20 protein-coding genes are annotated in these 23530 nt (G+C 62.9%); 4 read left to right on the top strand and 16 right to left on the bottom strand.

What is annotated here, in order from left to right; all coding sequences use genetic code 11:
- Window positions 1–31: 31 nt before the first annotated feature.
- From fliM to ACQY7R_RS26825, 12 genes are all read right to left on the bottom strand, one after another.
- Entirely contained in the window at window positions 32–1075 is a 1044-nt protein-coding gene (gene fliM, locus ACQY7R_RS26880) for a flagellar motor switch protein FliM (protein WP_428308623.1), read from the bottom strand.
- A gap of 129 nt (window positions 1076–1204) precedes the next feature.
- Window positions 1205–2494 carry a glutamate-5-semialdehyde dehydrogenase gene (locus tag ACQY7R_RS26875; RefSeq protein WP_428308622.1) on the bottom strand — a complete coding sequence of 430 codons (1290 nt, stop codon included), beginning with the start codon at window positions 2492–2494 and terminating at the stop codon, window positions 1205–1207.
- A gap of 99 nt (window positions 2495–2593) precedes the next feature.
- Entirely contained in the window at window positions 2594–3511 is a 918-nt protein-coding gene (gene folP / locus ACQY7R_RS26870; RefSeq protein ID WP_428308621.1) for a dihydropteroate synthase, read from the bottom strand.
- Between the two features lie 401 nt (window positions 3512–3912).
- A complete protein-coding gene (gene lptE, locus ACQY7R_RS26865; RefSeq protein ID WP_428308620.1) occupies window positions 3913–4458 on the bottom strand; it encodes an LPS assembly lipoprotein LptE in 546 nt (181 codons plus the stop codon).
- Window positions 4427–5839 carry a tetratricopeptide repeat protein gene (locus ACQY7R_RS26860; RefSeq protein WP_428308619.1) on the bottom strand — a complete coding sequence of 471 codons (1413 nt, stop codon included), beginning with the start codon at window positions 5837–5839 and terminating at the stop codon, window positions 4427–4429. Before ACQY7R_RS26860 ends, lptE begins: the two co-directional genes overlap by 32 nt.
- A 178-nt stretch (window positions 5840–6017) precedes the next feature.
- Complete coding sequence (locus tag ACQY7R_RS26855; RefSeq protein WP_428308618.1) at window positions 6018–7316, bottom strand: hemolysin family protein; 1299 nt, start codon at window positions 7314–7316, stop codon at window positions 6018–6020.
- Entirely contained in the window at window positions 7313–7858 is a 546-nt protein-coding gene (gene ybeY / locus ACQY7R_RS26850; RefSeq protein WP_428308617.1) for an rRNA maturation RNase YbeY, read from the bottom strand. The genes ACQY7R_RS26855 and ybeY overlap by 4 nt, the downstream gene beginning before the upstream one ends.
- Before the next feature lie 21 nt (window positions 7859–7879).
- On the bottom strand, window positions 7880–10147 hold the full coding sequence (locus ACQY7R_RS26845) for an HD family phosphohydrolase (RefSeq protein ID WP_428308616.1): 2268 nt from the start codon (window positions 10145–10147) through the stop codon (window positions 7880–7882).
- A gap of 39 nt (window positions 10148–10186) precedes the next feature.
- The gene (locus ACQY7R_RS26840) at window positions 10187–11131 is read right to left on the bottom strand and encodes a PhoH family protein (RefSeq protein WP_428308615.1); all 945 of its coding nucleotides are present in this window, start codon (window positions 11129–11131) and stop codon (window positions 10187–10189) included.
- A gap of 391 nt (window positions 11132–11522) precedes the next feature.
- Window positions 11523–12419, bottom strand: coding sequence for a phosphatidate cytidylyltransferase (locus ACQY7R_RS26835; protein ID WP_428308614.1), 897 nt, complete (start codon window positions 12417–12419; stop codon window positions 11523–11525).
- Between the two features lie 10 nt (window positions 12420–12429).
- A complete protein-coding gene (locus tag ACQY7R_RS26830) occupies window positions 12430–13182 on the bottom strand; it encodes an isoprenyl transferase (protein ID WP_428308613.1) in 753 nt (250 codons plus the stop codon).
- Between the two features lie 143 nt (window positions 13183–13325).
- Complete coding sequence (locus tag ACQY7R_RS26825) at window positions 13326–14639, bottom strand: adenylosuccinate synthase (RefSeq protein ID WP_428308612.1); 1314 nt, start codon at window positions 14637–14639, stop codon at window positions 13326–13328.
- 245 nt (window positions 14640–14884) lie between these two features.
- On the opposite strand from ACQY7R_RS26825, the gene ACQY7R_RS26820 reads away from it, so the two are divergent.
- Both ACQY7R_RS26820 and ACQY7R_RS26815 read left to right on the top strand, forming a co-directional pair.
- A complete protein-coding gene (locus tag ACQY7R_RS26820; RefSeq protein ID WP_428308611.1) occupies window positions 14885–17281 on the top strand; it encodes a VIT domain-containing protein in 2397 nt (798 codons plus the stop codon).
- Between the two features lie 122 nt (window positions 17282–17403).
- Entirely contained in the window at window positions 17404–18303 is a 900-nt protein-coding gene (locus tag ACQY7R_RS26815) for an alpha/beta hydrolase (protein WP_428308610.1), read from the top strand.
- A 22-nt stretch (window positions 18304–18325) separates the two neighbouring features.
- On the opposite strand, the gene carA is transcribed toward ACQY7R_RS26815, so the two are convergent.
- The gene (carA, locus tag ACQY7R_RS26810; protein ID WP_428308609.1) at window positions 18326–19456 is read right to left on the bottom strand and encodes a glutamine-hydrolyzing carbamoyl-phosphate synthase small subunit; all 1131 of its coding nucleotides are present in this window, start codon (window positions 19454–19456) and stop codon (window positions 18326–18328) included.
- Window positions 19457–20031: 575 nt separating this feature from the next.
- Here carA and ACQY7R_RS26805 point away from each other — a divergent pair.
- Window positions 20032–20274: an addiction module protein gene (locus ACQY7R_RS26805; protein WP_428308608.1), complete on the top strand. Its 243-nt coding sequence runs from the start codon at window positions 20032–20034 to the stop codon at window positions 20272–20274.
- Window positions 20264–20557 carry a type II toxin-antitoxin system RelE/ParE family toxin gene (locus ACQY7R_RS26800; protein WP_428308607.1) on the top strand — a complete coding sequence of 98 codons (294 nt, stop codon included), beginning with the start codon at window positions 20264–20266 and terminating at the stop codon, window positions 20555–20557. Before ACQY7R_RS26805 ends, ACQY7R_RS26800 begins: the two co-directional genes overlap by 11 nt.
- A 23-nt stretch (window positions 20558–20580) precedes the next feature.
- Here ACQY7R_RS26800 and ACQY7R_RS26795 read toward each other — a convergent pair whose 3' ends face one another.
- The 3 genes from ACQY7R_RS26795 to ACQY7R_RS26785 are packed head-to-tail and all read right to left on the bottom strand — an operon-like array spanning window position 20581 to window position 23458.
- Complete coding sequence (locus tag ACQY7R_RS26795) at window positions 20581–22065, bottom strand: hypothetical protein (protein ID WP_428308606.1); 1485 nt, start codon at window positions 22063–22065, stop codon at window positions 20581–20583.
- Between the two features lie 38 nt (window positions 22066–22103).
- Complete coding sequence (locus tag ACQY7R_RS26790) at window positions 22104–23048, bottom strand: ABC transporter ATP-binding protein (protein ID WP_428308605.1); 945 nt, start codon at window positions 23046–23048, stop codon at window positions 22104–22106.
- Complete coding sequence (locus ACQY7R_RS26785; RefSeq protein WP_428308604.1) at window positions 23045–23458, bottom strand: GntR family transcriptional regulator; 414 nt, start codon at window positions 23456–23458, stop codon at window positions 23045–23047. Before ACQY7R_RS26785 ends, ACQY7R_RS26790 begins: the two co-directional genes overlap by 4 nt.
- Window positions 23459–23530 lie beyond the last annotated feature (72 nt).

Raw genomic sequence — 23530 nt, 5'->3', positions numbered from 1 at the left:
AAAGGGGCATCTCGCGGCATTCGAGATCGAACTAGGCCGGTTTGGCCGGCGGCGCATTCGTGGGGAGATTCACCCTAATGTCGTGCGCCTGAAACGCTCCCTTCACTTGAATCGCCTTGCGCCCCTTCAGCTGCCCGGGAGACGCCAGGAATTTCGGCTTCCCTTCGATGTATACCAGCAGCGGCTCGTTGACGTCTTTCTCGCTCGCAATGATGTCTCCCACGCGCAGGTCGAGCATGTCGGCCGTGGTGATCCGCGTCGAAGCGAGTTCGACGACCACCTCCACCGGCGCCTCCGCAATGCGGGTGCCGATCCGCTGCATCGACTCCGCCGTTGCCGGCTTCTTGGCGTAGCTGACCCAGTTATTCGAGCTAAGCTTCCCGCTCACTCGTTCGATTGAATTGAACGGAATGCAGAGGTTCATCATCCCCCGCATTTCGCCAACCGTCAGTTCGAAGCTCACCAGCACGATGACTTCGTTCGCTGGAATGATCTGCACGAGTTGCGGATTGCTTTCGACGCGATCGACCGAAAGCTGCAACGGCAGCACGTTCTCCCACGCGTTCTGCATCTCATTGAGAAACAGACTCGTGATCCGCGAGACGAGCCGCAGTTCGATCTCAGTGAGCGGCCGCCGCGCGGGCGGGTTCGACGAAATGCTGCCGCCCAGCAACCGGTCGATCATCGGAAACAAAATCGACGGGTTGATGTCGAGAATCAGCTGCCCTTCAAGCGGCGTCGCGGTGATCAGATTGAAGCAGGTCGGGTTCTCAAGGCTGAAGACGAATTCGCTGAACGTCAGCTGATCGACGCTCGTGAGCTTCACTTCGACCATCGTCCGCAGCAGGGCAGAGAGCGCGGCGCCGAAGTTCCGGCCGAACCCTTCGTGCATCGTCTGCAGGGAGCGCATTTGCTCCTTGCCGACGCGTTCGGGACGCTTGAAGTCGTAGACGCTCACCTTCTCGCGAGGCCGCTGCACGGCAGGCGCCGCGACGGGCATGGGGCGCACTTCCTCGCCGCCGTCGATGGCGTTGAGCAGGTTTTCGACTTCGGCTTGGCTAAGAACGTCGCTCATCACGCACTCCGTTGCGTTCTCGATCGCGAAACTCGTTGCGAATTGTCATTCTGAGCGAAGCGAAGAATCTAGAGGCTCGCTCAAGCTACCAGATCCTTCGCTTCGCTCAGGATGACACACCCATCCGCGTTACCCTCTTACTTGGCCCGTTCCGTGGACCACATACTTGTAGCTCGTCAGCTCATCAACGCCGCACGGCCCGCGGGCGTGGAACTTATCGGTGCTAATGCCGATCTCCGCCCCCAGCCCGAACTCGCCGCCGTCGTTGAACCGCGTGCTCGCGTTGATCATCACCGCCGCGCTGTCGACCGCCGCCGCAAACCGCTCCGAAGCGGCGAGATCGTTCGTCACGATCGCATCCGTGTGGTGCGAACCGTAGCGATTGATGTGCGTGATCGCCTCGTCGAGCGAACCGACGACGCAGGCTGAAATGATCGGCCCCAAAAACTCGGCCTTGTAGTCCGCATCGCTGGCCGGCTTCGCGGCATCGACCAGTTCGCACACCCGCTGATCGCCGCGAATCTCAATCCCGTTCTTCGCCAGATCCGCTGCGATCGTCGGCAAGTACTCCGCCGCGACGTCGCTATGAATCAACAGCGACTCGGCCGTGTTGCAGACGCCCATCCGTTGGCACTTCGAATTGACGACAATGTCGCGGGCCATCGCGAGGTCCGCGGCCGCGTCGACGTAAACGTGGCAGTTGCCGTCGAAGTGCTTGATGACCGGCATCTTCGCTTCGGCGGCGACGCGACGAATCAATCCTTCGCCGCCGCGCGGAATCGCTACGTCGATGTAATCGGCCATGCCGAGGAACTCGCCAACGGCGGCGCGATCGGTCGTGCTCACCAGTTGCACGGCGTCGGCCGGAACGCCGCACTCCTTCGCCGCCTGCTGCAGCAGTTCGACGATGGCGCGGCTCGAGTGAATCGCTTCTTTGCCGCCGCGAAGGATGACGGCGTTGCCAGCCTTCGCGCAAATCGCCGCGGCGTCGGCCGTCACATTCGGGCGTGATTCGTAAATGAAAAACACGACGCCGAGCGGCACGCGAATCTTGTCGATCCGCAGCCCGTTCGGACGCACCGTCGAATCGATGACGCGACCAATCGGATCGCGGATGTTGCTCACCTCGATCAGCGCGTCGGCGATCGCTTCGATCCGCGGGGGAGTCAGCTTCAGGCGGTCAATCTCTGCCGGCGTCAATCCGTAGCCCGGCGCGGCAGCGAGGTCGTCGGCGTTCGCGAGTTCAATCGCCGCGATGTTCTTGCGCAGCAGCTCCGCCGAGCGATGGAGCCACTTGATCTTCACCCCTGAGTTGAGCGTCGCCATCTCGGCGCTCGCCGCTTTCGCGCGGCGGGCCACGTCACGGCAGTAGCCGGCAAGATCGGTCTGTTCAGCGGGACGGGCGGCAACGGTCGACATGGCGATGCGGAGGTTCGGTGGAGGCGGTAATGTTCCTCCGTAAGTATCGTTGGATAGGGAAGTTGGGTCAACGCGGATAATGGCCTGCCAGGCCCTATCTCAAGGCGCCAGCACGAGTTCCTGCCCGTCAACTCCGCCGCACGCCTCGAACGCCGCCAGGGCCTCGCGAACCATCCGCACGTTGTGAACGCGGACAATCTGCACCCCCTGCCCCGCCAACGCGAGGGCCGAACCGGCCGTCGCCGCATCGCGGTCGGCCTCCTTGTCCCCCAGCACCTTCGCCAAGAATCCTTTCCGCGAGTGGCCGACCAAGATCGGGGCGCCCAACTGGTGGAACCGATAGCAGTGGGCCATCAGCGTGAGATTGTGCTGATGCGTCTTCCCGAAACCGACGCCCGGATCGAGACAGATCCGCTCGCGTTCGATCCCCGCCGCAAGCAACGCATCACGCCGCTGCCGCAGGTAATCGAGAATCTCCTCGACGACGTCCCCGTAGCGAGGATCGTCCTGCATCGTCTGCGGCGTCCCCTGCATGTGCATCGCACAAACGCCGGCTCGCGTTTCGAGCGCAACGCCAATCATCTCGGGATCGCCTTCCAGCCCCGTGATGTCGTTGATCACCTCGGCCCCGGCGGCGAGTGCCGCACGGGCCACCGCCGCCTTGCTCGTATCGATCGAGATCGGCACGCCAAGCTCGCGCGCCAATCGCTCAATCACCGGCACGACGCGCAACAGTTCTTCGTCAGCCGGCACCACGTCGGCATAGGGCCGCGTGCTCTCGCCGCCGATATCGAGCAGGTCGGCCCCCTCGGCGGCCAACCGCCGCCCTTGCTCCACCGCCGCGTCCAGGCCCACGAACCGTCCGCCGTCCGAAAAACTATCGGGAGTGACGTTGATTACTCCCATCAACAACGGCCGGCGACCAAAATGCAACGTGCGCGTGCGCAACCGCCAAGTCGCGGCGCGTTGCGGATAGCGGACATTCAGCGAGCGGTCGTGTGCGGCGGGTGCGTCCATCCATCGAGCCTAACAAAGGCCCGCATTTCATTCCACCGACGCACCCCTAGCCCCGGGCTCCGCCCGGGGGTCGCTATCCATTTCGCAAGGCGTCGTCCTGCGTGGGGCACATCATCCCCGGGCGGCGCCCGGGGCTAGAACTGGGTGGCCGAAAATAGTTGCGGAATGGCCGCCGCAAACGTGCTAGGTTGAGTTCGCAGCGGCGCCATCGGTGTGCCGTCGCCGCTCTTTGAAAACTCAAGCACTCAAGACACAAATTGGCGATCGCGATTTCTGTCGAGACATTCTGTCACGCCGAGCGCGTCGACAACTTCAAGCCATACAGCAACTTAGAATTCTGTCGCCAAAAACGCGTTGGGCGACAAAATGGCCCGCGAGTGACAGAATTCGCCAGTCGCCCGCTACCACGGCTCTTCCATCGTCGCCACGATCTGCTCCGCCAGCCGCTGAATGGCCTGCTGCTGTGCGCTGGCGTCCGATTGCCCTGGTTCCGGCAACATCGTCGCGGTCTGCGTGATCGAGACCAAATCGGCCGGCAATGGGATCGCGTTCATTGGCGCGAGCGGCTGCCGGCGACGGTTCAGCCAAGTGACGTTCGCGGTAAGGGCGTATTCCAACGCCCGCGGATCATCGTTCTGGTTCTCGAACTCCAGCATCTTTCGCTCGCCCTGCAGCTTCGCGACGAGAACGCTGTCGGCGTCGGGCGTGCCGACGACTTTGTACGGCGTTTTCAGCTCGATTTCTTTGATCACCGCTTCGGTCAGCCGTTCGCCCAGATCGCGACGGAAGCTATCCGACTCGATCATCGGAACGTAGACCGTCGTCACGTCGGGGGCGTAGAGCGTCTCGTTGCCGATGCGATACGCGGCGCATCCTGGCGCGGCGAGGCCCAGCAACGCGAGCGCGAACAGCAGCTTAGCGGCGGATGGCCGGAGCATTCGAACCATCCCCCTGCGCTCCTTGCGGTTGGGTCGCCATCATCGGCGTCGGCGTCCCGTCGTACGACGCCGGCTTCACTTGCTCGATCATCGGCACCTGCGCGATCGCCGCCCGCTCCGCATTCTCCGGCAGCATTTCTAGGACGGGTTCGAACATCGAGGTCGGTCGTTCCGGCTCGCCGCCGATGGCGGCCAGTCGCACCTTCGACTCCTCGGCAAGCGGCGTGTTTGGATACGTTTGCATCACCTGGGCGTAGTAAATTCGCGCGGCTCCATACTCCTCGATGTCGTCGAAGTGCTGAGCCATCTTGTAGTCGCGCGTCGCCAGTTCCTTCTTGAGCATGCCGTCGACTTCTGCCAGTCGCTCGCGCTGATCGGCGTCGAGTTGGCCGGAGAACTGCACCTTCAGTTGCTTCACCAGCACCTGCGCCTCTTCGAGCGGCGTGCCGTCGTAACTCGGGCCCTGGTACTTCCGCAGCTTGCATTGCAGGCCGAGGATATGCGAGTCGTATTGGTGATCGCTGCGCGGGTACTCTTTGCGCAGGAGTTCGTACTGCATGTCGGCGTCGCCGAAGCGGCCGCGGAGAAAGTACGAGTTTGCCATCGCCATAATTGCATCGTCGGCCAGCGGGCCGGTCGGATCGTTTAGGCGAATGTTCTCGTAGTTCTTCATCGACCGACCGATCGTGTCGAACAGCGGTCGCGTACGATCGGTGAAGTTCGGCGTCGTTAGCCAGTTTGGATTGTAGTTGTTGTACTGCTCCCAGTAGCGCGCGATGGCGAACTGACGCGTGATCGTGTTGTCGAGGTATGGCGAATTCGGATACTTACGGATGAGCGCTTCGTAAGCGTTCGTCGCCTTCGGATATTGCGTTGCGAAGAAGTGCGCCTCGGCCTGCTTAAACATCGCATCTTGTTCGAGTTGCGAATCAGGCCAGCCCTTCCAGGCCTTTTTGTAAAGCTTGGCAGCGTCGGCGTATTCTTCGCTGCGGAAAAGCTCTTCCGCTTCGTTGAAGTTCTTTTGCGCTTCCGTTTGGTCAGGACCGAGGCCCACGTGCTCCTTCAGACCCGCCACGCGTTCCTTGAAGCCGGCGTCGCCGAGGAGACCGGCGCCATCGTCTTTCTTCGTGACGACCTTCTGCACGCGTGAATTGATCGGCCGACCCTGGTCGTCGAAGTAGCCGTCGACGTTGGCGACGCGATGCCCCTTACCAGGCTCGAACACTGCCTTCTTCTTGTTGGCTTTCCACCAATCGGCGGTGCCAACCGGCGCCTTGGGATCGCCAGTGCCAGGGAATCGCGGTGCGGGCATGTTGAGCGCTGCGCAGCCGCTCGCCAGGAGCAGCGCGGCGGTCAGGTACGCCGAAAGCAACGTTCGAATGCAAGGCATGGGCTAGTTCAGTGCAGACAAGGTTGGACCCGCTCGATCACTGCGCATGATCAGCCGGGAAAAACGCCGGCGAACAGTAGTACGCCGCGGCGATGGGGGTCAAGGTCAGAAAGACCGGGTAAACGACTGCCGCGAGAAGAACTTGCCGCTGCTAGCGACCAAGCGATGCGGTGCTTGCTTACGCACTTTCGCGCTGGCCGGTCGCTAGCTTCTCGATCCGCACGCGATCGATCCGACGCCGCGTCGCTTCGAGAACGACGATTCGCACCTTATCTTGCCAGATGAGCTCTTCCCCAGTCTGTGGAATTCGCCCCATCTCCGAGAAGACCAGCCCGCCGATCGTGTCGAAGTCGCCATCCTCGGGCAACTCGAGCCCCATCTCTTCGTTGATCTCGTCGATATGAGTCCGCCCGAGCGCTTCGACGGTGTCTTGGTCAATGCGCCGGATGTCGGCCACCGACTCGGGATCGTACTCGTCATCAATCTCGCCGACGATCTCTTCCAGCACGTCCTCGATCGTCACGAGCCCGGAAACGCCGCCATACTCGTCGAGCACGATCGCAATGTGCGTCCGCAGTTGTTGGAACATCTGCAGCAGATCGTTCACCGCCTTCGTTTCGGGCACGAACAGGGGCTTGCGCACGAGATCGCGGAGGGATGTCCGCGACTCCGCGTTGCCAGTGGCGAGTTCCGGCAGCAGGTCCTTGCTGTACAGCAGGCCGACGATGTCGTCCCGCGTTTTGTCGTAGACGGGAATCCGCGTGTGGCCCGACTCGATCACCTCGGCCATCAACTCGTCCCACGGCAAATCGACTTGCAACATGTGCATGTCGGTCCGCGGCGTCATGATCTGCGAGACGTAGGCGTCGCCGAGGTCGATTACCCCTTCGATCATTTCACGGGCTTCGTCTTCGAGTAGCCCGCCGCGGTGCCCCTCGCTGACGATCGTGCGGATTTCTTCCTCAATTGCCTGCTCGTCGACTTCCTGCGGCTCGCGCCCGACGGCACGGTGCAGAATCGCGTCGAACAACTGGGCGCCCCACACCAGCGGCAGCGTCACGGCCGACAAGGCGCGCCACAGCGGCCAGGTGCGATACAAGAACCCCTCAGCAAACAACCGTGCGCCGACCCACGGCGCCCACGTCCGCACGGCGACGAACAGCAAACCAAGCAATAGCGCCGTTAGCAGCAGGCTACTTAGCGAGCTAGTCCACGAGTACTCCCAGTAGTCGGCAGCCCACGCAGCGGCGGCGATGATTCCGAGCACGCCCGTGAACGCCGAGATCATCTCGACGCCGAGCGCCACTTCTTCGTGGGTGCGTAAGATCTGGCCGAACAGATCGGGCTTGCCGCGGCGCGAGCACAGCTCTGCGAGATCATGCCTTGAGAACTCCCTTAAGGCCCGTACGCCCATGTTGACCACAGCCGTCGCCGCCAGGGCGCCCGCGCTAATCCAAAAGAGCGCGTCGGCGGTCACTGCAGTTCCTCCGCGATGTCTTCCGCTTCAAACTCACCGTTCCAGCGGGCGTCCGTCGGCGAGCGCTGCACGCCAAGCCGATCGAGCACCTCGGCCTCGGCGGCACGCATTTCGGCGTAATCGTCCGGGCTCTTGTCGAGATACCCCGCCAAGTGCAGCGTGCCGTGAATGACGTACAGCAGCAGTTCGTCGTCCGCCGACCACCCCGCCTCGGCGGCGTTCTGTCGGGCCGTGTCGACGCTGACGATGATCTCCCCTTCTAGCTGCGGCGGGTCGTCTTCGAGCGTGAAGCTCAGCACGTCGGTCGGGTAGTCGTGGGCCAGGAACTGGCGATTGAGCTGGTGGATCGTCTCGTCATCGACGACGGCGATGCTCACGCACGCCTCATCGTAGGGCGTATCGTCGAGGGCCCAACAGACGGCCCGTTTGATTCGCTCAACGTCGGCGGCAACGTCGGTTTCGTTCGCGATTGAAATGCGATGCCGACGTTCAGGAGGCTCCTGGTCGTCGTCGGTCTGCTCGGAAGGGCGGGAAGAATTCATGCGGGGGGACGCGGCTGCGGCTTACGCCGTTTCTTGGTCGGGGTACTTCACCCGCCCGTGATACACGGCGGTGAGCGATTTTACCAAACTCTCGCCGATTTTGCGGATATCTTCGAGCGTCAATCCGCTTTCGTCGAACTGCCCGTCGAGCAGCCGCTTCATCGAAATCTCGTGGACAAGGTTCTCGATCCGCGACGCCGTCGGCTCTTTGAGCACGCGGCTGGCGCTTTCGACGGCGTCGGCGAGCATCAGCACGCCCGCCTCGCGGGTCTGCGGCTTTGGGCCGGGATAGCGGAAGGCACTCTCATCGAGCACGCCGCCGTCCGGGTCTTCCTGCACCTTCTTCTGGTTCGCCTGACGGTAGAAGTATTCGACCAGCGTCGTGCCGTGGTGCTGTTGGATGAAGTCGATGATCGACTCGGGGAGCCGATTCTGGCGGGCCAAGTCGGCTCCGTCCTTCACGTGGGCGATGATCACGAGCGTGCTCATCGCGGGGACGAGCGAATCGTGGCGATTATCGCCCTTCGTCTGGTTCTCGATGAAATACTGCGGCTTGAGCATCTTGCCGATGTCGTGGAAGTACGCCCCCACGCGCACCAGCAAGCCGCGGGCGCCGATTGACTCGGCCGCCGCTTCGGCGAGCGATGCCACGGTGATCGAATGGTTGTAAGTACCCGGCGCGCGGCGGATCAATTCTTGCAGCAGCGGATGAGCCGGATCGCCCAGCTCAATGAGGCTGAGGTCGGTCTCGACGCCGAACATCTTCTCGACCGTCGGCAGCATCACCGTCATCAGCGAGCCGGCAATCACCGACCAGAGGGCGACCTTGAAACCGTCGGTCAGCAGTGTCGTCCACGATCGTTCGTCGAGGATGCCGACGCCCACGGTGGTGAAAAACCCGACCGCCGCCGCGGCAAAGCCGACCATTAGCAGCCGGCTGCGCGTCCGCACTTGTCGCAGCACCAGCACGGCGCCGGCGACCGTCGCCGCCAGTGAGAGGGCTTCGGTAAATCCATGCCCAATCGAGACGACCACCACCAGCGTCGCACAAATCGAAAGCAGCAGCGCCATTTCCTGCTGATAGGCGATCGCGATGATCATCGCGAACAACAGCAGCGGAATGACGTCGGCGCCCCAGGCATATTGGCTCACTACCTTCGCGAGCGCCACGCAGGCGACGAACAGCCCCAGCAGGGCGACCAATCGCAACAGTTCGTCGACGACGCGGCGATCACGGCGGTACAGGTAAAAGCCCGCCAGCGTGTACAAACCGACGAACATTCCGAGCGCTGCCACCGATCGATGGAGACGCTCGCTTGCTGTCCGCTGCTCGAGCGCCGCCTCATGCTCTAGCCGCAGCAGCTTCAGCGAATCTTCGTTGAGCGGCTTGTTCGCCTCGGCAAGCAGGTCCTTCCCCTTGGCGAACGGCTTGGTAATCTCCGGCTGATCGGCCGCTGCCTTATCTTGATTTAGGACTGTCGCCGCTTTGTTTAGCGTCAGCGTCTCGGGCAACTTCGGTTCAAGCCAGGCGAAGGCGCGTTCCGCAACCTCCACCGACGGCAACTCTTCCTTCAGCGATTGCTGCAGTTTGGCCGCCGCCTGCTTGATGCGAACTTCCGAAACGCTTACCTCGGCGCCGAACGCGCTTGTTCCCTTCGTGCGAACGAGAATCCGCTCCGTATTGGCCTGCGCGTCCTCGGGCAGCTCTTTGAGCAAGCCACGCTGCTCGTAGGGCGCCATGACGTCGGCCAACTTGTCGGAGAAGGCGTCCATCGCCCCTTCCGCTGAAAACGCTTCGCGGAATCGCTCAAACTGGGCCGCCTGTTCTTCCGGCGTCGGATCGGGCGTCCCGGCGGCGAGCGGCGGCTGGAACTGCTTCCACTGCGCGGGATCGACCTCAGTGAGCGTCTTCGCCTGCAGCACTTTGCCGATGTCGCTGACCAGTTGGCCGCGCAGCTGCACGAGCGGCTCGGGATTCTGGTCGTACTCGCCGATCGCGAAGCGGCGGGCTTCGTCGCGGGCTTTGTTCGTCGCGGCGGGATCGGGTTGGTCGAAATCGACGCGGGCAATCACGTTGCGGTGGGGAACTTCGCCCAACCGATGATTGAACGGCGGATCCCACGCCCTCGTGAAGGCCCACAGGAAAATCGCCGCAGCCGCACACATCGCCAAGCGCAACAAGACGGCGCCGCGCTGGAGGTTCGTCCAGAGCGTCTTCCACATGCCGGGCGGCAACTCGACGGCTGCCACACGCTGTTGGCGCGTTCGTCTTGGAGGGACGATGGACATGGCGGCGCGATTAGCCCTCAACTCAAAGGGAGTCGGACGCTAACCGTTCGGGCCCTCCTCGTAGGCGCGCACGATCTCTTGCACCAACCGGTGCCGGACGATGTCGGAACCGGTCAGCCGCACCGAAGCGACTCCCTCGACTCCTTGCAACCGATGGAGCGCGTCGACCAGCCCGCTGCGGGCATGGTGCGGCAAGTCGACCTGCGATGTATCGCCCGAGACGACCATCTTCGACCCCTCTCCCAAGCGGGTGAGGAACATCTTCATCTGGCCGACCGTAGTGTTCTGCGCTTCATCCATGATGATGAACGCATTGTTCAGCGTCCGGCCGCGCATGTAGGCGAGCGGCGCCACCTCGATGACGTCGTCCTCCATGTAGCGGCGAACTTGCTCGTGATCGATCATCTCCCGCAGCGCGTCTTGCAGCGGGCGGAGATACGGATTGATCTTCGCCTGCATGTCGCCCGGCAAGAAGCCAAGGCTTTCGCCAGCTTCGACCGCGGGGCGCACGAGGACGATCTTGCGAATCGATTGGTCGCGGAGCGCCTCGACCGCCGTTGCGACGGCGAGATACGTTTTGCCCGTACCGGCGGGGCCGACGCAGATCACCAGATCGTGCGTGCGGATCGCCTTCACATAGTCGCCCTGCCCTTGCGTGCGGGGGCGAATCTTCCGGCCAGCGCGGATATCGATGGGGGGCGCACCGGGCGTCGCGGTCCCGCCGTTGCCGGTAATGCGATGGACGATCTGGGCGACCTGCTCGGAATCGAGCGGACCTTGCTTGGCGATTGTCGCGCGAAGTTCCTCTAGCACGGCCTTCGCTTGAATGACCGCCCCCTCATCTCCTTGCAGGACGACCTTGCCGTCGCGTGTGGAGATCTTCGCGGGAATCATCCCGCGGATTTGCCGGAGGTGCTGGTCCTTGGTGCCAAGAAGCAGGACAAGTTCTTCGGCGCTTCCTACCGAAATCGATGCTTCAATCATGCAAGGTCGCGCTCGCACGCTGGCGATCGCAAAATACCCCTTGGTGTCCGTGGCCCGCAGGACGGAATCCGTCCCCGAGAGGCCCTGATGGAAACAAGTATCCTATCGCTCCGGACGCTGGTGGCCAGAGTCGCTCCATCCAAGCCTGCTACCGTAAGTATACCCGGCTCCCAGACGCCGACTGGCATGAATCCCGCGTGGATCCGTTAAACAATTACTGAGAAACGGTTTATAGGGATCGAACTGCCCAAGCTGGGCGGAAATGCGGCTGCGGGAGCGACTTCCCACGGCCTGGAAAATCCATCGGACTGGTCGCTTAAGCGACCAGTCCAGCGCGACGCAGGACTTCAGATCTCGTCCGTCAGCACCAAGCCAGGGGAGCAGGGCAAGCCTAGAGCACCACCGCCCAGAACAGATACGCCACCGGCGCCGCGAGTAGCAGCGAATCGAGAATATCGAGCACGCCGCCAAACCCTGGCAGCCAGTCGCTTGAGTCCTTCACGCCGGCGTCGCGTTTGAGCATCGATTCCGCGAGGTCGCCAATGATGCCAGTCACGGTCACGGCGATGGCGAAGGCGCCGGTCTTCAACAGCATCGTTGGCGTGAAGCCCGCGGAGCCTTTGAGGATGTAGGCAATGCCGAATGCCGCGGCGAGCGACGCCGAACCGATTCCGCCGATCGTCCCTTCCCAGGTCTTCCCCGGGCTGAGCGTCGGCGCCACTTTGTGCCGACCGAACAACCGGCCGAACGTGTACTGCATCGTGTCGCTCAGCTTCACGGTCGCGATCAGCGAGAGCAGGGGTAGCAACCGCCCCCAGGCGCCAAGGCCGTAGCCGTACGGCTCCACCAGCCGCAGCTGAACGAGCATCCCCATCAGCCCGCCGACGTAGAGCACCGACAGCGACGCGAGCGCGAGCCGCATGATCGACTTGCCGGGCGACTCGTAGCGGCGCATCTCGCCGACGATCGCCACGCCCAACCCGCCCGCGAGGCCAATGGCAAGCCAGCTCAGTCGCCCAAGCACGAACGACGGCGGCTTGGCGTACGCCACCACGGCGAGGCAGCTCAGCACGACAGGAAGCAACGTGCCGAGATACACCGTCCATGGCGTCGCATCATGCCCCTGCGTGCGAAACATCCGCAGCATCTCGCCCGCAGCGAGTGCCGCCGCAACTAAGGCCAGCGGCCCGAGATACGAACCAGGCAGCGCCGCATGGGCGTCGAGCCAACAAAGTCCAGCCAGCCCGGCAACCAAGAGCACGCCGAGAATGAGTCGCCACCGCAGCACGTCCGCTCCTTCAGCCGTTCAGTCCGCCAAACTTGCGGTTCCGCCGCGCGTAGTCGGCAATCGACGCATGGAGCGTCGCTTCGTCAAACTCGGGCCAGCAGCGCTCGGTCACCCAAATCTCGGCGTAGCTAATCTGCCACAGCAAAAAGTTGCTGATCCGCAACTCGCCCGCCGTCCGCACGAGCAGATCGGGGTCGTCGAGGCCCGCCGTATAGAGATGATCGGCGATCGTCGCCTCGGTCACGTCAGCCGGTTGCAGTTCGCCCGCAGCGATTTCCTGCCCGATCGCCCGCACCGCGTCGACGATCTCCGAACGACCGCCGTAGTTCACCGCGAGATTCAGCCGCGTGCCGGTGTTGGTCGAGCTCATCTCGACCGTCTTATCGAGTTCCCTCAGCACCTGATCCGGAATGCCATGCCGGCGACCGATCATCCGCACGCGGAGATTGTTCTCCATGATCGTCGTTCGTTCTTCGATCATGTACTGCTCGAGCAGATGCATCAGGAAGTCGATCTCAGGCTGAGGCCGCTTCCAGTTCTCGCTCGACAGACAGTAGAGCGTCAGCTGCTCGATGCCGAGCCGCGCACACTCTTCTGTCGTCCGACGCACGCTCGCGACGCCGCGGCGATGCCCCTCGATCCGCGGCAAATCTTGCCGCTGCGCCCACCGCCCGTTGCCGTCCATAATGACGGCAATATGCCGCGGCCAACGCTCGCGCGGGATCGCTGCCAAGGCTTCAGGAATCGACTCGGTGAGCGGCATGTCGATGAAACGACGGAGGATTTCTGACGGATCTGTTGATTACTTGGTTGATTGCAAACGCGGCCGCCAGACTACGTTTGCCAACCCTGCAAATCCCGCCTTCAATGTTAGCTCAGAAATCCTAAATCAGAAATCTCCGACAATTACCGAGCGCCAGCCAGCGCCCCATCCGCCACCGGAATCGTTTGGTCGCGCGCCGGCCCCACGGACACCATCTCCACAGGAACGCCGACGATCTCGCCCACCCGCTCGATGTAGGCCCGGGCGTTCGCCGGCAAATCCTCGAGGTCGCGCACGCCCGTGATGTCTTCCGACCAACCTGGCAGCGTCTCGTAGATCGGCTTCACCTTCCGCAGGTCGTCGACATGGCTGGGGAACTTGTTCGTCCGCACGCCATCGATTTCGTAGGCAGTGCAGATATTCAACTCGCCGAGGCCGCTGAGCACGTCGAGCAGCATCACGCAGATCGAGTCGACGCCGCTCAGCCGCGACGTGTAGCGAATCGCCACCGCATCGAGCCAACCGCAACGGCGGGGACGCTTGGTCACCGTACCGTACTCGTTCCCTTGATCGCGAATCTGCTGCCCAATGGCGTTGTCCTGCTCCGTCGGGAACGGACCGCCGCCCACGCGGGTGCTGTAGGCTTTGACGATGCCGATCACATGATCGATGTGCTTGCCCGGCACGCCCGAACCGTTCGACACGCCGACGCCCGAGCTGTTGCTGCTCGTCACGTAGGGATAGGTGCCGTGGTCGACGTCGAGCAGCGCCCCTTGGGCGCCTTCAAACAAAATCCGCTTGCCCGACTCGGCGGCGCTCAGCAGATATTCGTTCGTATCGTCGACGTACGGCTTCAGGCGCTCGGCGTACGCCTTGTATTCTTCGTAGATGTCGGCCGCGTTGAGCGGCACGAACTGGTCGCGCGGCATCATCGCCGCCAGCGACACGTTCTTCGCGCGGGTGACATGCTCGACCCGTTCACGGAAGTTGGGCCGATAGAGATCGCCCAGCCGAATCGCAAACGCGCGGCCGACTTTGTCGCGGTAGCAGGGACCAATGCCGCGCTGCGTCGTGCCGATGTTCTCGCCGTCGGAAGTGCTCGAATCCATCGCCCGATCTTCGGCGAAGTGCCACGGGAAGATGACGTGCACGCGGTCGCTTAGCTTCAGGTTGTCGTAGTCGGCGAGGTTACGGGTCGAGAGCTCGTCGAGCTCCTCGATCGCCTTCGCCGGGTTGAAGACGACGCCGCCGGCGATGACGCAGGTGACGCCCGGAGTAAGCACGCCGCTCGGCAGCAGCGACAGCTTGTAGACCTCGTTGCCTACCTTCACCGTATGGCCGGCGTTGGCGCCCCCCTGATAGCGGACCACGATGTCATGCCGCAGGGTCAGCAGATCGACGATTTTCCCTTTGGCTTCGTCGCCCCACTGAAGTCCAATGACGCAGGTGCCGGACACTCGGTTTGCTCCTTGAAAGTGTGCGAAAGCTTCTAGCAGTGAAGGAGTTGCGACAGCGCAACCGCTCGATTGTACCGTAAGCGATGGGGCTCCAACACCACTGAAAACGGGGCGAACTTGCAGGCGACCGCCGGCTGGCAGCGGCGTTTTCACCGAAATCGCGAACCGTCCGGGGAACTCCCCGCCGCCTGCGGGCGTCGAACTCATCGCCGCTCCATCGCCCGCAGCCCTCTCGGGAGAGTGCCATGACTCGTCAATCGCTTTGCCGCACGCTCGTCGCCCTCGCCGCTAGCCTCTTTGTTATCGTGGTTGGCAGCAACTTAGCCCATCTGCAGGCCCAAGGGCTGCTGGTCGACGCCCGACCCGAGCACCAGTTCCGCCTGCCGCGGCCAATCATCCCGCCGCAGCCCGCCCCCGCGGCGAGCAGCTACCAAATCGAGGCGCTCGAAGTCGACGCGAAGCTCAGCGGCTCGACCGCTCGCGTCCAGGTATCGCAAACGTTCAAGAACACCGGCAGCGGCCAGATCGAAGCGCAGTTTCTCTTCCCCCTTCCCTACGACGGCGCCATCGATCAACTGACGCTGCTCGTCGATGGCAAAGAGTACCCCGCGAAACTCCTCCCCAAGGAGGACGCCCGCCGGCGTTACGAAGAGATCGTCCGGTCGAACCGCGATCCCGCGCTGCTCGAATGGGTCGGCACAGGCATGTTCCAAACAAGCGTCTTCCCGATTCCCGCCGGCCAGTCGCGCACCGTGACGCTCCGCTATTCGCAGCTCTGTCGCCAATCGTCAGGCTTGGTCGACTTCCTCTTCCCGCTCAGCACCGCGAAGTACACCGACGGGCTGCTCAAGCGGCTCGCCATCTCCGTCGCCGTCGATAGCCCCGCCGACATCAAGAACGTTTACTCGCCGTCGCACGAGGTGAAGATCGAACGCCCCGACGATCGGCACGCCGTCGTGAAGTTCACCGCGACCGACACGGCGGCGACCGACGACTTCCGCCTATTCTACGACACGGGCGACGAAGCCGTGGCGGCCAGCATCGTGAGCTATCGCCCCGACAAGGACGACGACGGTTACTTCCTAATGCTCGCCACGCCTAAGATCAGCCGCGAGGCTGCCGAAGCAAGCGACAAATCGAGCAATGAAAAACCAGCGAAATCCACCGGCAAGACGGTCGTCTTCGTCGTCGACCGTTCCGGCAGCATGAGCGGCGAGAAGATGGACCAGGCGAAGGAGGCCCTCAAGTTCGTCCTCAACAATCTCAAGCATGGCGACACGTTCAACATCGTCGCCTACGACAGCGAGGTCGAAGCCTTCCGCCCCGAGTTGCAGAAGTTCGACGATGAATCGCGGGCCGCAGCCACCGGGTTCGTCAACGGCCTGTTCGCCGGCGGCAGCACGAACATCGACGGCGCCCTCGCTCGCGGCCTCGGCATGCTCGGAGACGCCGAGCGTCCCAGTTACATCATCTTCCTCACCGACGGTCTCCCCACCGTCGGCGAAATGAACGAACCGGCCATCGCCAAACACGCCGCGGAAGCGAACAAGATCCGCGCCCGCCTCTTCGCCTTCGGCGTCGGGTTCGACGTCAACAGCCGGCTGATCGATCGGCTCGCCCGCGACAACCATGGCCGCAGCGAGTATGTGCGGCCCAACGAAAACATCGAAACCGCAGTGAGCAACCTCTACCGTCGCATCGGGGCGCCAGTGATGACAGACGTACAACTCACGATCGACGTCGAGAACGCCAAGGAAGCCGACGGCGCCGTGGCGAGCCGGCTTTACCCCAAAGGCAAGTTCGACCTCTTCGCCGGCGACCAGGCTGTGATCGTCGGCCGCTACAAGTCGGCCGGCGACGCGAAGGCAACGCTGGCCGGCAAAATTGCCGGCGAAACGAAAAAGTTCTACTTCCCGGCAGAACTCGTCGCCGCGAGCGACGACGACGCCAACGCCTTCGTCGCCAAGCTGTGGGCCACCCGCCGCGTCGGGGAAATCATCGATGAGATCGACCTCAAAGGCCGCAACGAAGAACTTGTGAAAGAGCTGGTCGACCTTGCGGTGAAGCACGGCATTCTCACGCCCTACACCTCGTTCATGGCCGACGAAAACAGCCCACAACGCGAGCTCGGCCTGCGGGCCCAAGCCGCCGCGATCAACGTCGATCAACTTCACGAGTCGTCCGGCGAGTTTGGCTTCAGGATGCGATCTAACAAGGGCGATCTGCAATACGCCGAAAGAATGGCAATGGCGCCCGCGGCCACGCCCGCGTTGGCTGACGCGGGGACATCCCTCGCAACGGCGTCGAGCGGCGGTGCGAGCGGCGGCCGTTACGCGGCCGATGCCTTCCAAAACACGCTGCAAACCAGCGGCCGCGGCGCCCGCTTCTACGACGCCGAGCATGACCAACAGGTCGTGTCGAACAGCGTCATCAGCGTCGGCCGCAAAACGTTCCTCCGGCACGGCGACCGCTGGGTCGACTCGACACTCGACGAGAAGGCCCAGAAGTCCGCCAAGAGACTCGAACGCTTCAGCGACGAGTATTTTGAACTCGTCGCCAAGCACGGCAAACACGTCGCCGCGTACCTAGCGATCGAAGAGCCGGTGATGATCGAACTCGACGGCCAAGTCTACGAGTGGTAATCCCCTAGCCCCTGGCTCCGCCAGGGGGTCGGCCGCCACACCGCGAAACTCCGCCGCGTCAGTGAGGTATAACTGAGCAGGGGCGTCAAACGCCCCCGCTCACCACCTCGCCGAGGCCTGCCGTGGCTCGCTTCAACGTCGCGTCGCTAACGCCGCTTGCAATGCTCAGCATCGTCCCGCTCCTATTCGCTCCAGCGAATGCGAGCGCAGCCGAGCCGACGGTTCACCGCGACTTACCCTACGCCGAGCATGCGGACGCGCCGAAGAACTCGACGTCGCTCGACCTCTACGTCCCCCCCGACGCCAAATCGGCTCCCATCGTCGTCTGGATCCACGGCGGCGGCTGGCGTCACGGCGACAAGCGGATGGTCGCCCTCAAACCGGCCTACTTCTGCGATCAGGGAATGATCTTGGCGAGCATCAACTACCGCCTGCAGCCTGCGACCGACTACCGCGGCCAAGCCGCCGACGTCGCCGCCGCCATTCGCTGGCTCGTCGACCATGCCACTGAATACGGAGGCGATCCGCGGCGAATCATCTTGCTCGGCCACAGCGCCGGCGCTCACTTGGCCGCCCTTGTCGCTACCGACCACAGCTACCTCAAAGCCGCCAAGGTCGACCCCGCAGCTATCCGCGGCGTGATCCTGCTCGACGGCGCCGGCTACAACGTGTCGCGGCAGATCAAAGAAGCGATGCTCCCAGCGCTAAAGAAGCTTTACCGCGACGCCTTCGGCGACGATCCCGAAGTTTGGCAAGCAGCCTCGCCGCTCCATCACGTCGAAGAAGGCGGCAAGTACCCGCCGGTGCTCATCTTGTACGTCGCCAGCCGCCGCGACTCGAGCAGCCAGTCGGTCGCGCTAAGCGAACGGCTCCGCGCCGTCGGCGGCGAGTCTGAGGCTATCGGCTATGCGGACAAGACGCACGCCACAATTAACCGCGAGTTAGGCGCGGCGGATGACAAACCGACGGCTGCGGCGCAGAAGTTCTTGGACCGCATACTGACGCCCGCTGCTAGTCCCTAGGAGAGGCGGCAGCAAAGCGCGCCTACTTCGCCATCGCCTTCAGAAAATCCTGAAACAGATAGTGGCTATCGTGCGGCCCGGCCGAGGCTTCGGGATGATACTGCACGCTAAACAGCGGCAGTTCCCGATGGCGAACCCCCTCAATCGTATTGTCGTTAAGGCTGCGGTGGGTCACTTCCAGCGCCGCCGGCAGCGACGCTTCCTCAACGGCGAACCCGTGGTTCTGGCTGGTGATTTCCACCAACCCGTCGCTCAGTCGCTGCACCGGGTGATTCGCCCCGCGGTGGCCGAACTTCAGCTTAAACGTCTTCGCCCCGCAGGCGAGCGACAGCAGCTGATGGCCGAGACAGATGCCGAAGACCGGCTTCTCCTTCATCACGCCCTGGATCGTTTTGATCGCGTATTCGAGCGGCTCGGGATCGCCGGGGCCGTTTGAAAGAAACACGCCGTCCGGATTCTGGGCAAGCACGTCTTCCGCGGTCGCTGTTCCCGGCAGCACGGTCACTTGGCAGCCTTGATCGTACAGATGCCGCGGAATGTTCCACTTCATCCCGTAGTCTAGTGCCACCACATGCGGGCCGCTCGTCCCGGTCGACTTGCGAATTCCCTCAGTGTTGAGGTGCGTCCAATCGCTGCACGATTCCTGCCACTCGCACGCCATCTCAGGCATCACTTCGCGAACCAAATCGCGGCCGACAAGCCCGGGGCTCGCCTTCGCCTTCGCGACGAGGCTCGCATCGTCGAGGTCGACCGTCGACAGCACGCCGCGGAGCGCTCCCTGCGAACGGATCCGCCGCACGAGCGCCCGCGTATCAATCGACTCGATCGCCACGACGCCCCATTCCTTGAGGTAGTCGCTCAGCGAACCTTCCGAACGGAAATTGCTGTCGGCCCGCGAATGCTCCCGCACGATAAACCCGGCAAGGTGCGGCCGCTCGCTTTCGAGATCGCCGTCGTTGACGCCGTAGTTGCCGATTTGCGGATAGGTCATCGTCACGATCTGGCCGCGATAGCTCGGATCGGTGAGGATTTCCTGATAGCCGGTCATCGCCGTGTTGAAGCAGACTTCGCCGTCGACCTCGCCATCGGCGCCAATCGAGACGCCGGTAAAGACGGCGCCATCTTCGAGAGCAAGCTTTGCAGGTTTTGACATCGATTCAGAGGTGACTGGTGATCGGTTAGTAGCCGCGGGTCAACGACCCGCCGGAGCGTCGCGCGGAATGCTAACCACGAAGTCACAAAGATCATTAAGACGCACAAAGCAATGCAAGAACGAGAAGAGGCCAATCAAACAAAGCAGCCACCGCTGCTTGCTACTGCCTTGCCCCTTCTCTCCGTTCTTCCTTCGTGCGTCGTCGTGCCCGTCGTGTCTTCGTGGTCAATCTTCCCAACGGCTGCAACGCCAGCGCCAGCATGCGGGCGCCAGTCGTACCGGTTATGCGGACCGCGCCCGCCAGCAGAAAGTTCGCTCGGGGCCGATCGACGCACGACGCGGGGAACGTCATGAACAACCGCCGCCAGCCGCGTCGATAGTCTCGCGTAGGCTGTGGGTCTCCGGGCTTTCGAACGACAACGTACAAGAAATCCCGGTCAGCCTAATATAGAGGGTCCCTGCTTCGGCGAGCAGGGGCCCTCATTTTTTTGGGCTTTTCCTGGGGAAAACTGAGGGTGCGTGGTGCGAGCGAGCGGGCGGCCTTCTGGTACAATGCCCCCAGGAGGCTCTCGCCGATGTCTGATTACACCTCGCTACTCTCCGCCGCGTCTCAATTACCCGTCGCCGAGCGGATGCGGCTCATCGACGAGCTGACGGAGACAATCCCGGGACTTCCCGCGGAGGGCTTGTCCGCAGAGTGGCTCGAGGAGATCGATCGCCGCTCCCGTGAGATCGATGCCGGCACGGCCAAGCTCGAGGATTGGGAAAGCGTCCGCGCCCGGCTATTCCAACGCGTGAATAGCAGCCGTGAGAATTAGATTCCACAGCGAAGCGACGGCCGAACTTGAAGAGGCGCTCGCTTGGTACGCCGTGCGGAGCCCAGACGCGGAGCGCAAGTTTGCTTTTGCGATCGACGCGACTCTAACGCAACTAGCCGCCGCGCCGGAGCGGTTCGCTGAAGTCCTTCCCGAAGTTCGTGGCATCACCGTCGAGAAGTTCCCATACCAGATCGTTTACCGCCTCGTCGGCGAAACTGCCGTGGTTCTCGCAGTCTCCCATGCGAAGCGGCGGCCCGGATACTGGAAACGCCGCGAACCGTAGAACTCTTCCGAGCACCTTTCCCCTCACCGGCCGATCGCCCAGTCGTGGCGGATGCAAAGCCAGCCTGCCGCGGTTGCGAGGGCAGAGACTGCCGCAATCGCCACCGCACTCCCGGTCGCTTCCAGCGAGAACGGCCCAACCACGCAGAAGGCGACTCCTGCCGCAGTGAAGATCGTCAGCAGCGCCGATACCATCGGCCGCCGCGTCGCCGCCATGAACGCTGCCGCAACGCAGAAGAAACCTAGCTGGGACAACAGCCCCAGCGAGACGAGCGTTTTCCAGGGAGTCGATGCGTCTTGCAGATACGGAGACCGATTTCCGAACCAAGCAAGGGCAACGCCAATCAGCAGGCACGGCAGGAACAGCGTGGCAAGCGTCATCAGCGCGCTCAAGGCAAATTTCACAACGAACCACTGGCCCGTCGCAATCGGCCGCGAACGCCAAAACGTATTGAGTTCCGGCCGCAGGTCATCGAGCCATAGTCCGATGCCGCTGACCATGGAAACTAAGCCGCCCACCAACAGCCAGACGGGTACGGACATGGCGAGGAGATCGTCGTTAAGGAAGCGTTCCTGATACCGCCGGCTGGCGATATCGATGATCAATGAAACGCAGAATATTGATCCTGCCCCCAACAGCGCGAGCGGCAGCGACTCGCAGCACTGCTTCCAGACGATCGCGACCCACGGCTTTCGCATCGGCGGCGCCAGCCAAGCGGGAACGATGCTCTTCGCTACCGATTCAACCTGCTGCCGACGCGCCGCAGCGACTCGGCCAAAGCGGCGAACGTAGATGGCCGCCGCTGCCAACGTGGAGACGCCGGCCAGTAGAACGAGATACCCAAGAGGCCTCGCTGGAAGGCGGGCCAACTCTCGCCCCGGCGCTTCCGCCAGCTCGACGAAGACAATGAAAGGCCCTCCCGGAGCAGCAGCCGCCGCTCCCTCCAAAGCCTTCTCGCCGAGACCTTGCCACCGGTCGACGGCAATCGCAAGGGCGCCCCAGGCAAGAGCGATGAAGAGAAACCCGATCGCCCCTGCACGCACTTCATCACTTAGGTTCGTCGCGATGGCCGCTACCCATACCGATAAGCTAAATGCAGCCCAGGCAAGAGTAAGAAAAGCCGCTATGGACACCGTCGCATCCTCCGGAATTCGTCCAAGCGACTTCCATAGTTCCAGCACTCCGGCTGCGATGATGCACGGCGATGCGACAATCGCCGCCGCGACGATCAACTTGGCGATCGCCGTCGATTTCGTCGTGCACGGGAGAGACTGCAAAAAACCAACTGTTCGCTGGGCTTGCTCGCTCGCCGCCATCGAAGCGCCAACGAACAATCCGAGCGACACTAAGCTGAAAAACCCAATCGGCACGATCGCGCCGAGCAAGAAGTCGCTCTTGAACGGTAACGGCAGGACGCCCGCTGCTGCCACGAAGACCACGACCGCCATCAGCTTGAACCGCTGCTCGCGCCACTCTTTCCACAACAAGCTTCGCCATACGCCGTTCATGCGTCAGCCCTCCCATTAGCTTCCCAACATCTTGCCGCTTAGCGGTGCGTCGCCACCTCATCGAGCGACAACGACGCCCGCGCATCGTCCTCCACCTTCCCCGCCACGTACGCCGCGAAGATCTCATCCAAATTGAGATCATTCACGCGATACCCAATCCCTTCGCGATCGAGCAGCGCCCGCACCGCCGAGGCGTTCTGCACCGTCACGGCCACATCCTCGCCTGCACGCCGCAATTCCAGCACCGACATGTCGTCGCGAATGCGGCCGTACGCCGCGCGATCGACGACGAACTGCTTCACGTCCCGCCGCAGCGTCTCGGTGTCGGCCTGCCGCACAAGCCGACCGCCATCGAGAATTGCCACCTCGTCCGCCACCGGCTCGACTTCATACAGCAGGTGCGAACTGTAAAACACGGTCCGCCCTTCGCCTTGCAGATGGCTGATGAGGTCTTGATTGAACTGCCGCCGCATCACCGGATCGAGGCCGAGCGCCGGATCGTCGAGAATCACCAGCTCCGGCCGATGCGCCAGTGCGAGCAACAGGCCCAGCCGCACGTTCTGCCCCTTGGACAAATGTTTGATTTTGGTTCGCAGCGGCAGTTCGAACTCGCGGACGTACTTGAGCGCGAGATCATGGTCCCACGTCGCGTAGAAGGGCGCCACGAAGCGGATGATTTCCTCGACGCGCATCCAGCCGTACATCTGCTGGTCTTCGGCAAGGTAACCGACGCGGGCTCGCACCTGCAGCGGCTCGGTCGCGAGGTCGAGCCCCAACACGCGAACCTCGCCCTGGTCGCATTTCAGCAGGCCCAACAACATGCGAATGGAAGTCGTCTTCCCCGCGCCGTTGCGGCCGAGAAACGCAAACGTCTTGCCCCGCTCGACGCGCAGCGACAGGTTGCTCAGCACCTGCGTGCGGCGGAACGATTTGCAGACGCCCTGCAATTCAATCGCATACTTCGCGTTCACTGCCTCGCTCATGACAAGTTCCCCGCCAAATCGTTGGCCGCTTGTTCGTCGAGTTCGCCCAGCGCGACCGACAAGAGTTCGTGAATCTGCTCGCTGCTCAGGCCCAGCGACTGCGCCTGCCGCGCGATCTGACGCAGTTCGTCGAGCAGCCGCGTCCGCTGCCCGGGCGAGGCCTGCGCCCGCGCCCCGTCGGCGACGAACGTCCCCTGCCCTTGCCGCATCTCTAGCAGCCCGTCGCCGCTAAGCCGCTCGTAGACGCGGAGGATCGTGTTTTGATTGACGCCCAAATCGCGGGCGAGCTCGCGCACCGACGGCAACCGCTCGCCAGGCTTTAACTTGCCGGCCGCGCAGAGCGACGCGATCTGATGGGCAATTTGCCGCGAGATCGGGGCTGCGGAGCCTTTTTCGATGCGGAGGAACATCGGGAGACGCTCGCCAAGAATGGCCCGTTAAACTGGAAAAGCCGAGGTGACTACAGTTGCATAACACCATTC

Origin of the sequence: Lacipirellula sp. (assembly GCF_965279485.1) — a bacterium.
Taxonomy (GTDB): Bacteria; Planctomycetota; Planctomycetia; order Pirellulales; family Lacipirellulaceae; genus Lacipirellula.
This window is presented reverse-complemented; position numbering and strand designations above follow the sequence as displayed.

What these genes read in the sequence shown, in the direction of transcription:
- ACQY7R_RS26795 (WP_428308606.1), bottom strand. Translation starts at nt 22,065, where the DNA reads ATGAACGGCGTATGGCGAAGCTTGTTGTGGAAAGAGTGGCGCGAGCAG.
- ACQY7R_RS26830 (WP_428308613.1), bottom strand. Translation starts at nt 13,182, where the DNA reads ATGCCGCTCACCGAGTCGATTCCTGAAGCCTTGGCAGCGATCCCGCGC.
- lptE (WP_428308620.1), bottom strand. Translation starts at nt 4,458, where the DNA reads ATGGTTCGAATGCTCCGGCCATCCGCCGCTAAGCTGCTGTTCGCGCTC.
- ACQY7R_RS26805 (WP_428308608.1), top strand. Translation starts at nt 20,032, where the DNA reads ATGTCTGATTACACCTCGCTACTCTCCGCCGCGTCTCAATTACCCGTC.
- ACQY7R_RS26785 (WP_428308604.1), bottom strand. Translation starts at nt 23,458, where the DNA reads ATGTTCCTCCGCATCGAAAAAGGCTCCGCAGCCCCGATCTCGCGGCAA.
- ACQY7R_RS26875 (WP_428308622.1), bottom strand. Translation starts at nt 2,494, where the DNA reads ATGTCGACCGTTGCCGCCCGTCCCGCTGAACAGACCGATCTTGCCGGC.
- ACQY7R_RS26840 (WP_428308615.1), bottom strand. Translation starts at nt 11,131, where the DNA reads ATGATTGAAGCATCGATTTCGGTAGGAAGCGCCGAAGAACTTGTCCTG.
- fliM (WP_428308623.1), bottom strand. Translation starts at nt 1,075, where the DNA reads ATGAGCGACGTTCTTAGCCAAGCCGAAGTCGAAAACCTGCTCAACGCC.
- ybeY (WP_428308617.1), bottom strand. Translation starts at nt 7,858, where the DNA reads ATGAATTCTTCCCGCCCTTCCGAGCAGACCGACGACGACCAGGAGCCT.
- ACQY7R_RS26820 (WP_428308611.1), top strand. Translation starts at nt 14,885, where the DNA reads ATGACTCGTCAATCGCTTTGCCGCACGCTCGTCGCCCTCGCCGCTAGC.
- ACQY7R_RS26790 (WP_428308605.1), bottom strand. Translation starts at nt 23,048, where the DNA reads ATGAGCGAGGCAGTGAACGCGAAGTATGCGATTGAATTGCAGGGCGTC.
- folP (WP_428308621.1), bottom strand. Translation starts at nt 3,511, where the DNA reads ATGGACGCACCCGCCGCACACGACCGCTCGCTGAATGTCCGCTATCCG.
- ACQY7R_RS26860 (WP_428308619.1), bottom strand. Translation starts at nt 5,839, where the DNA reads ATGCCTTGCATTCGAACGTTGCTTTCGGCGTACCTGACCGCCGCGCTG.
- carA (WP_428308609.1), bottom strand. Translation starts at nt 19,456, where the DNA reads ATGTCAAAACCTGCAAAGCTTGCTCTCGAAGATGGCGCCGTCTTTACC.
- ACQY7R_RS26845 (WP_428308616.1), bottom strand. Translation starts at nt 10,147, where the DNA reads ATGTCCATCGTCCCTCCAAGACGAACGCGCCAACAGCGTGTGGCAGCC.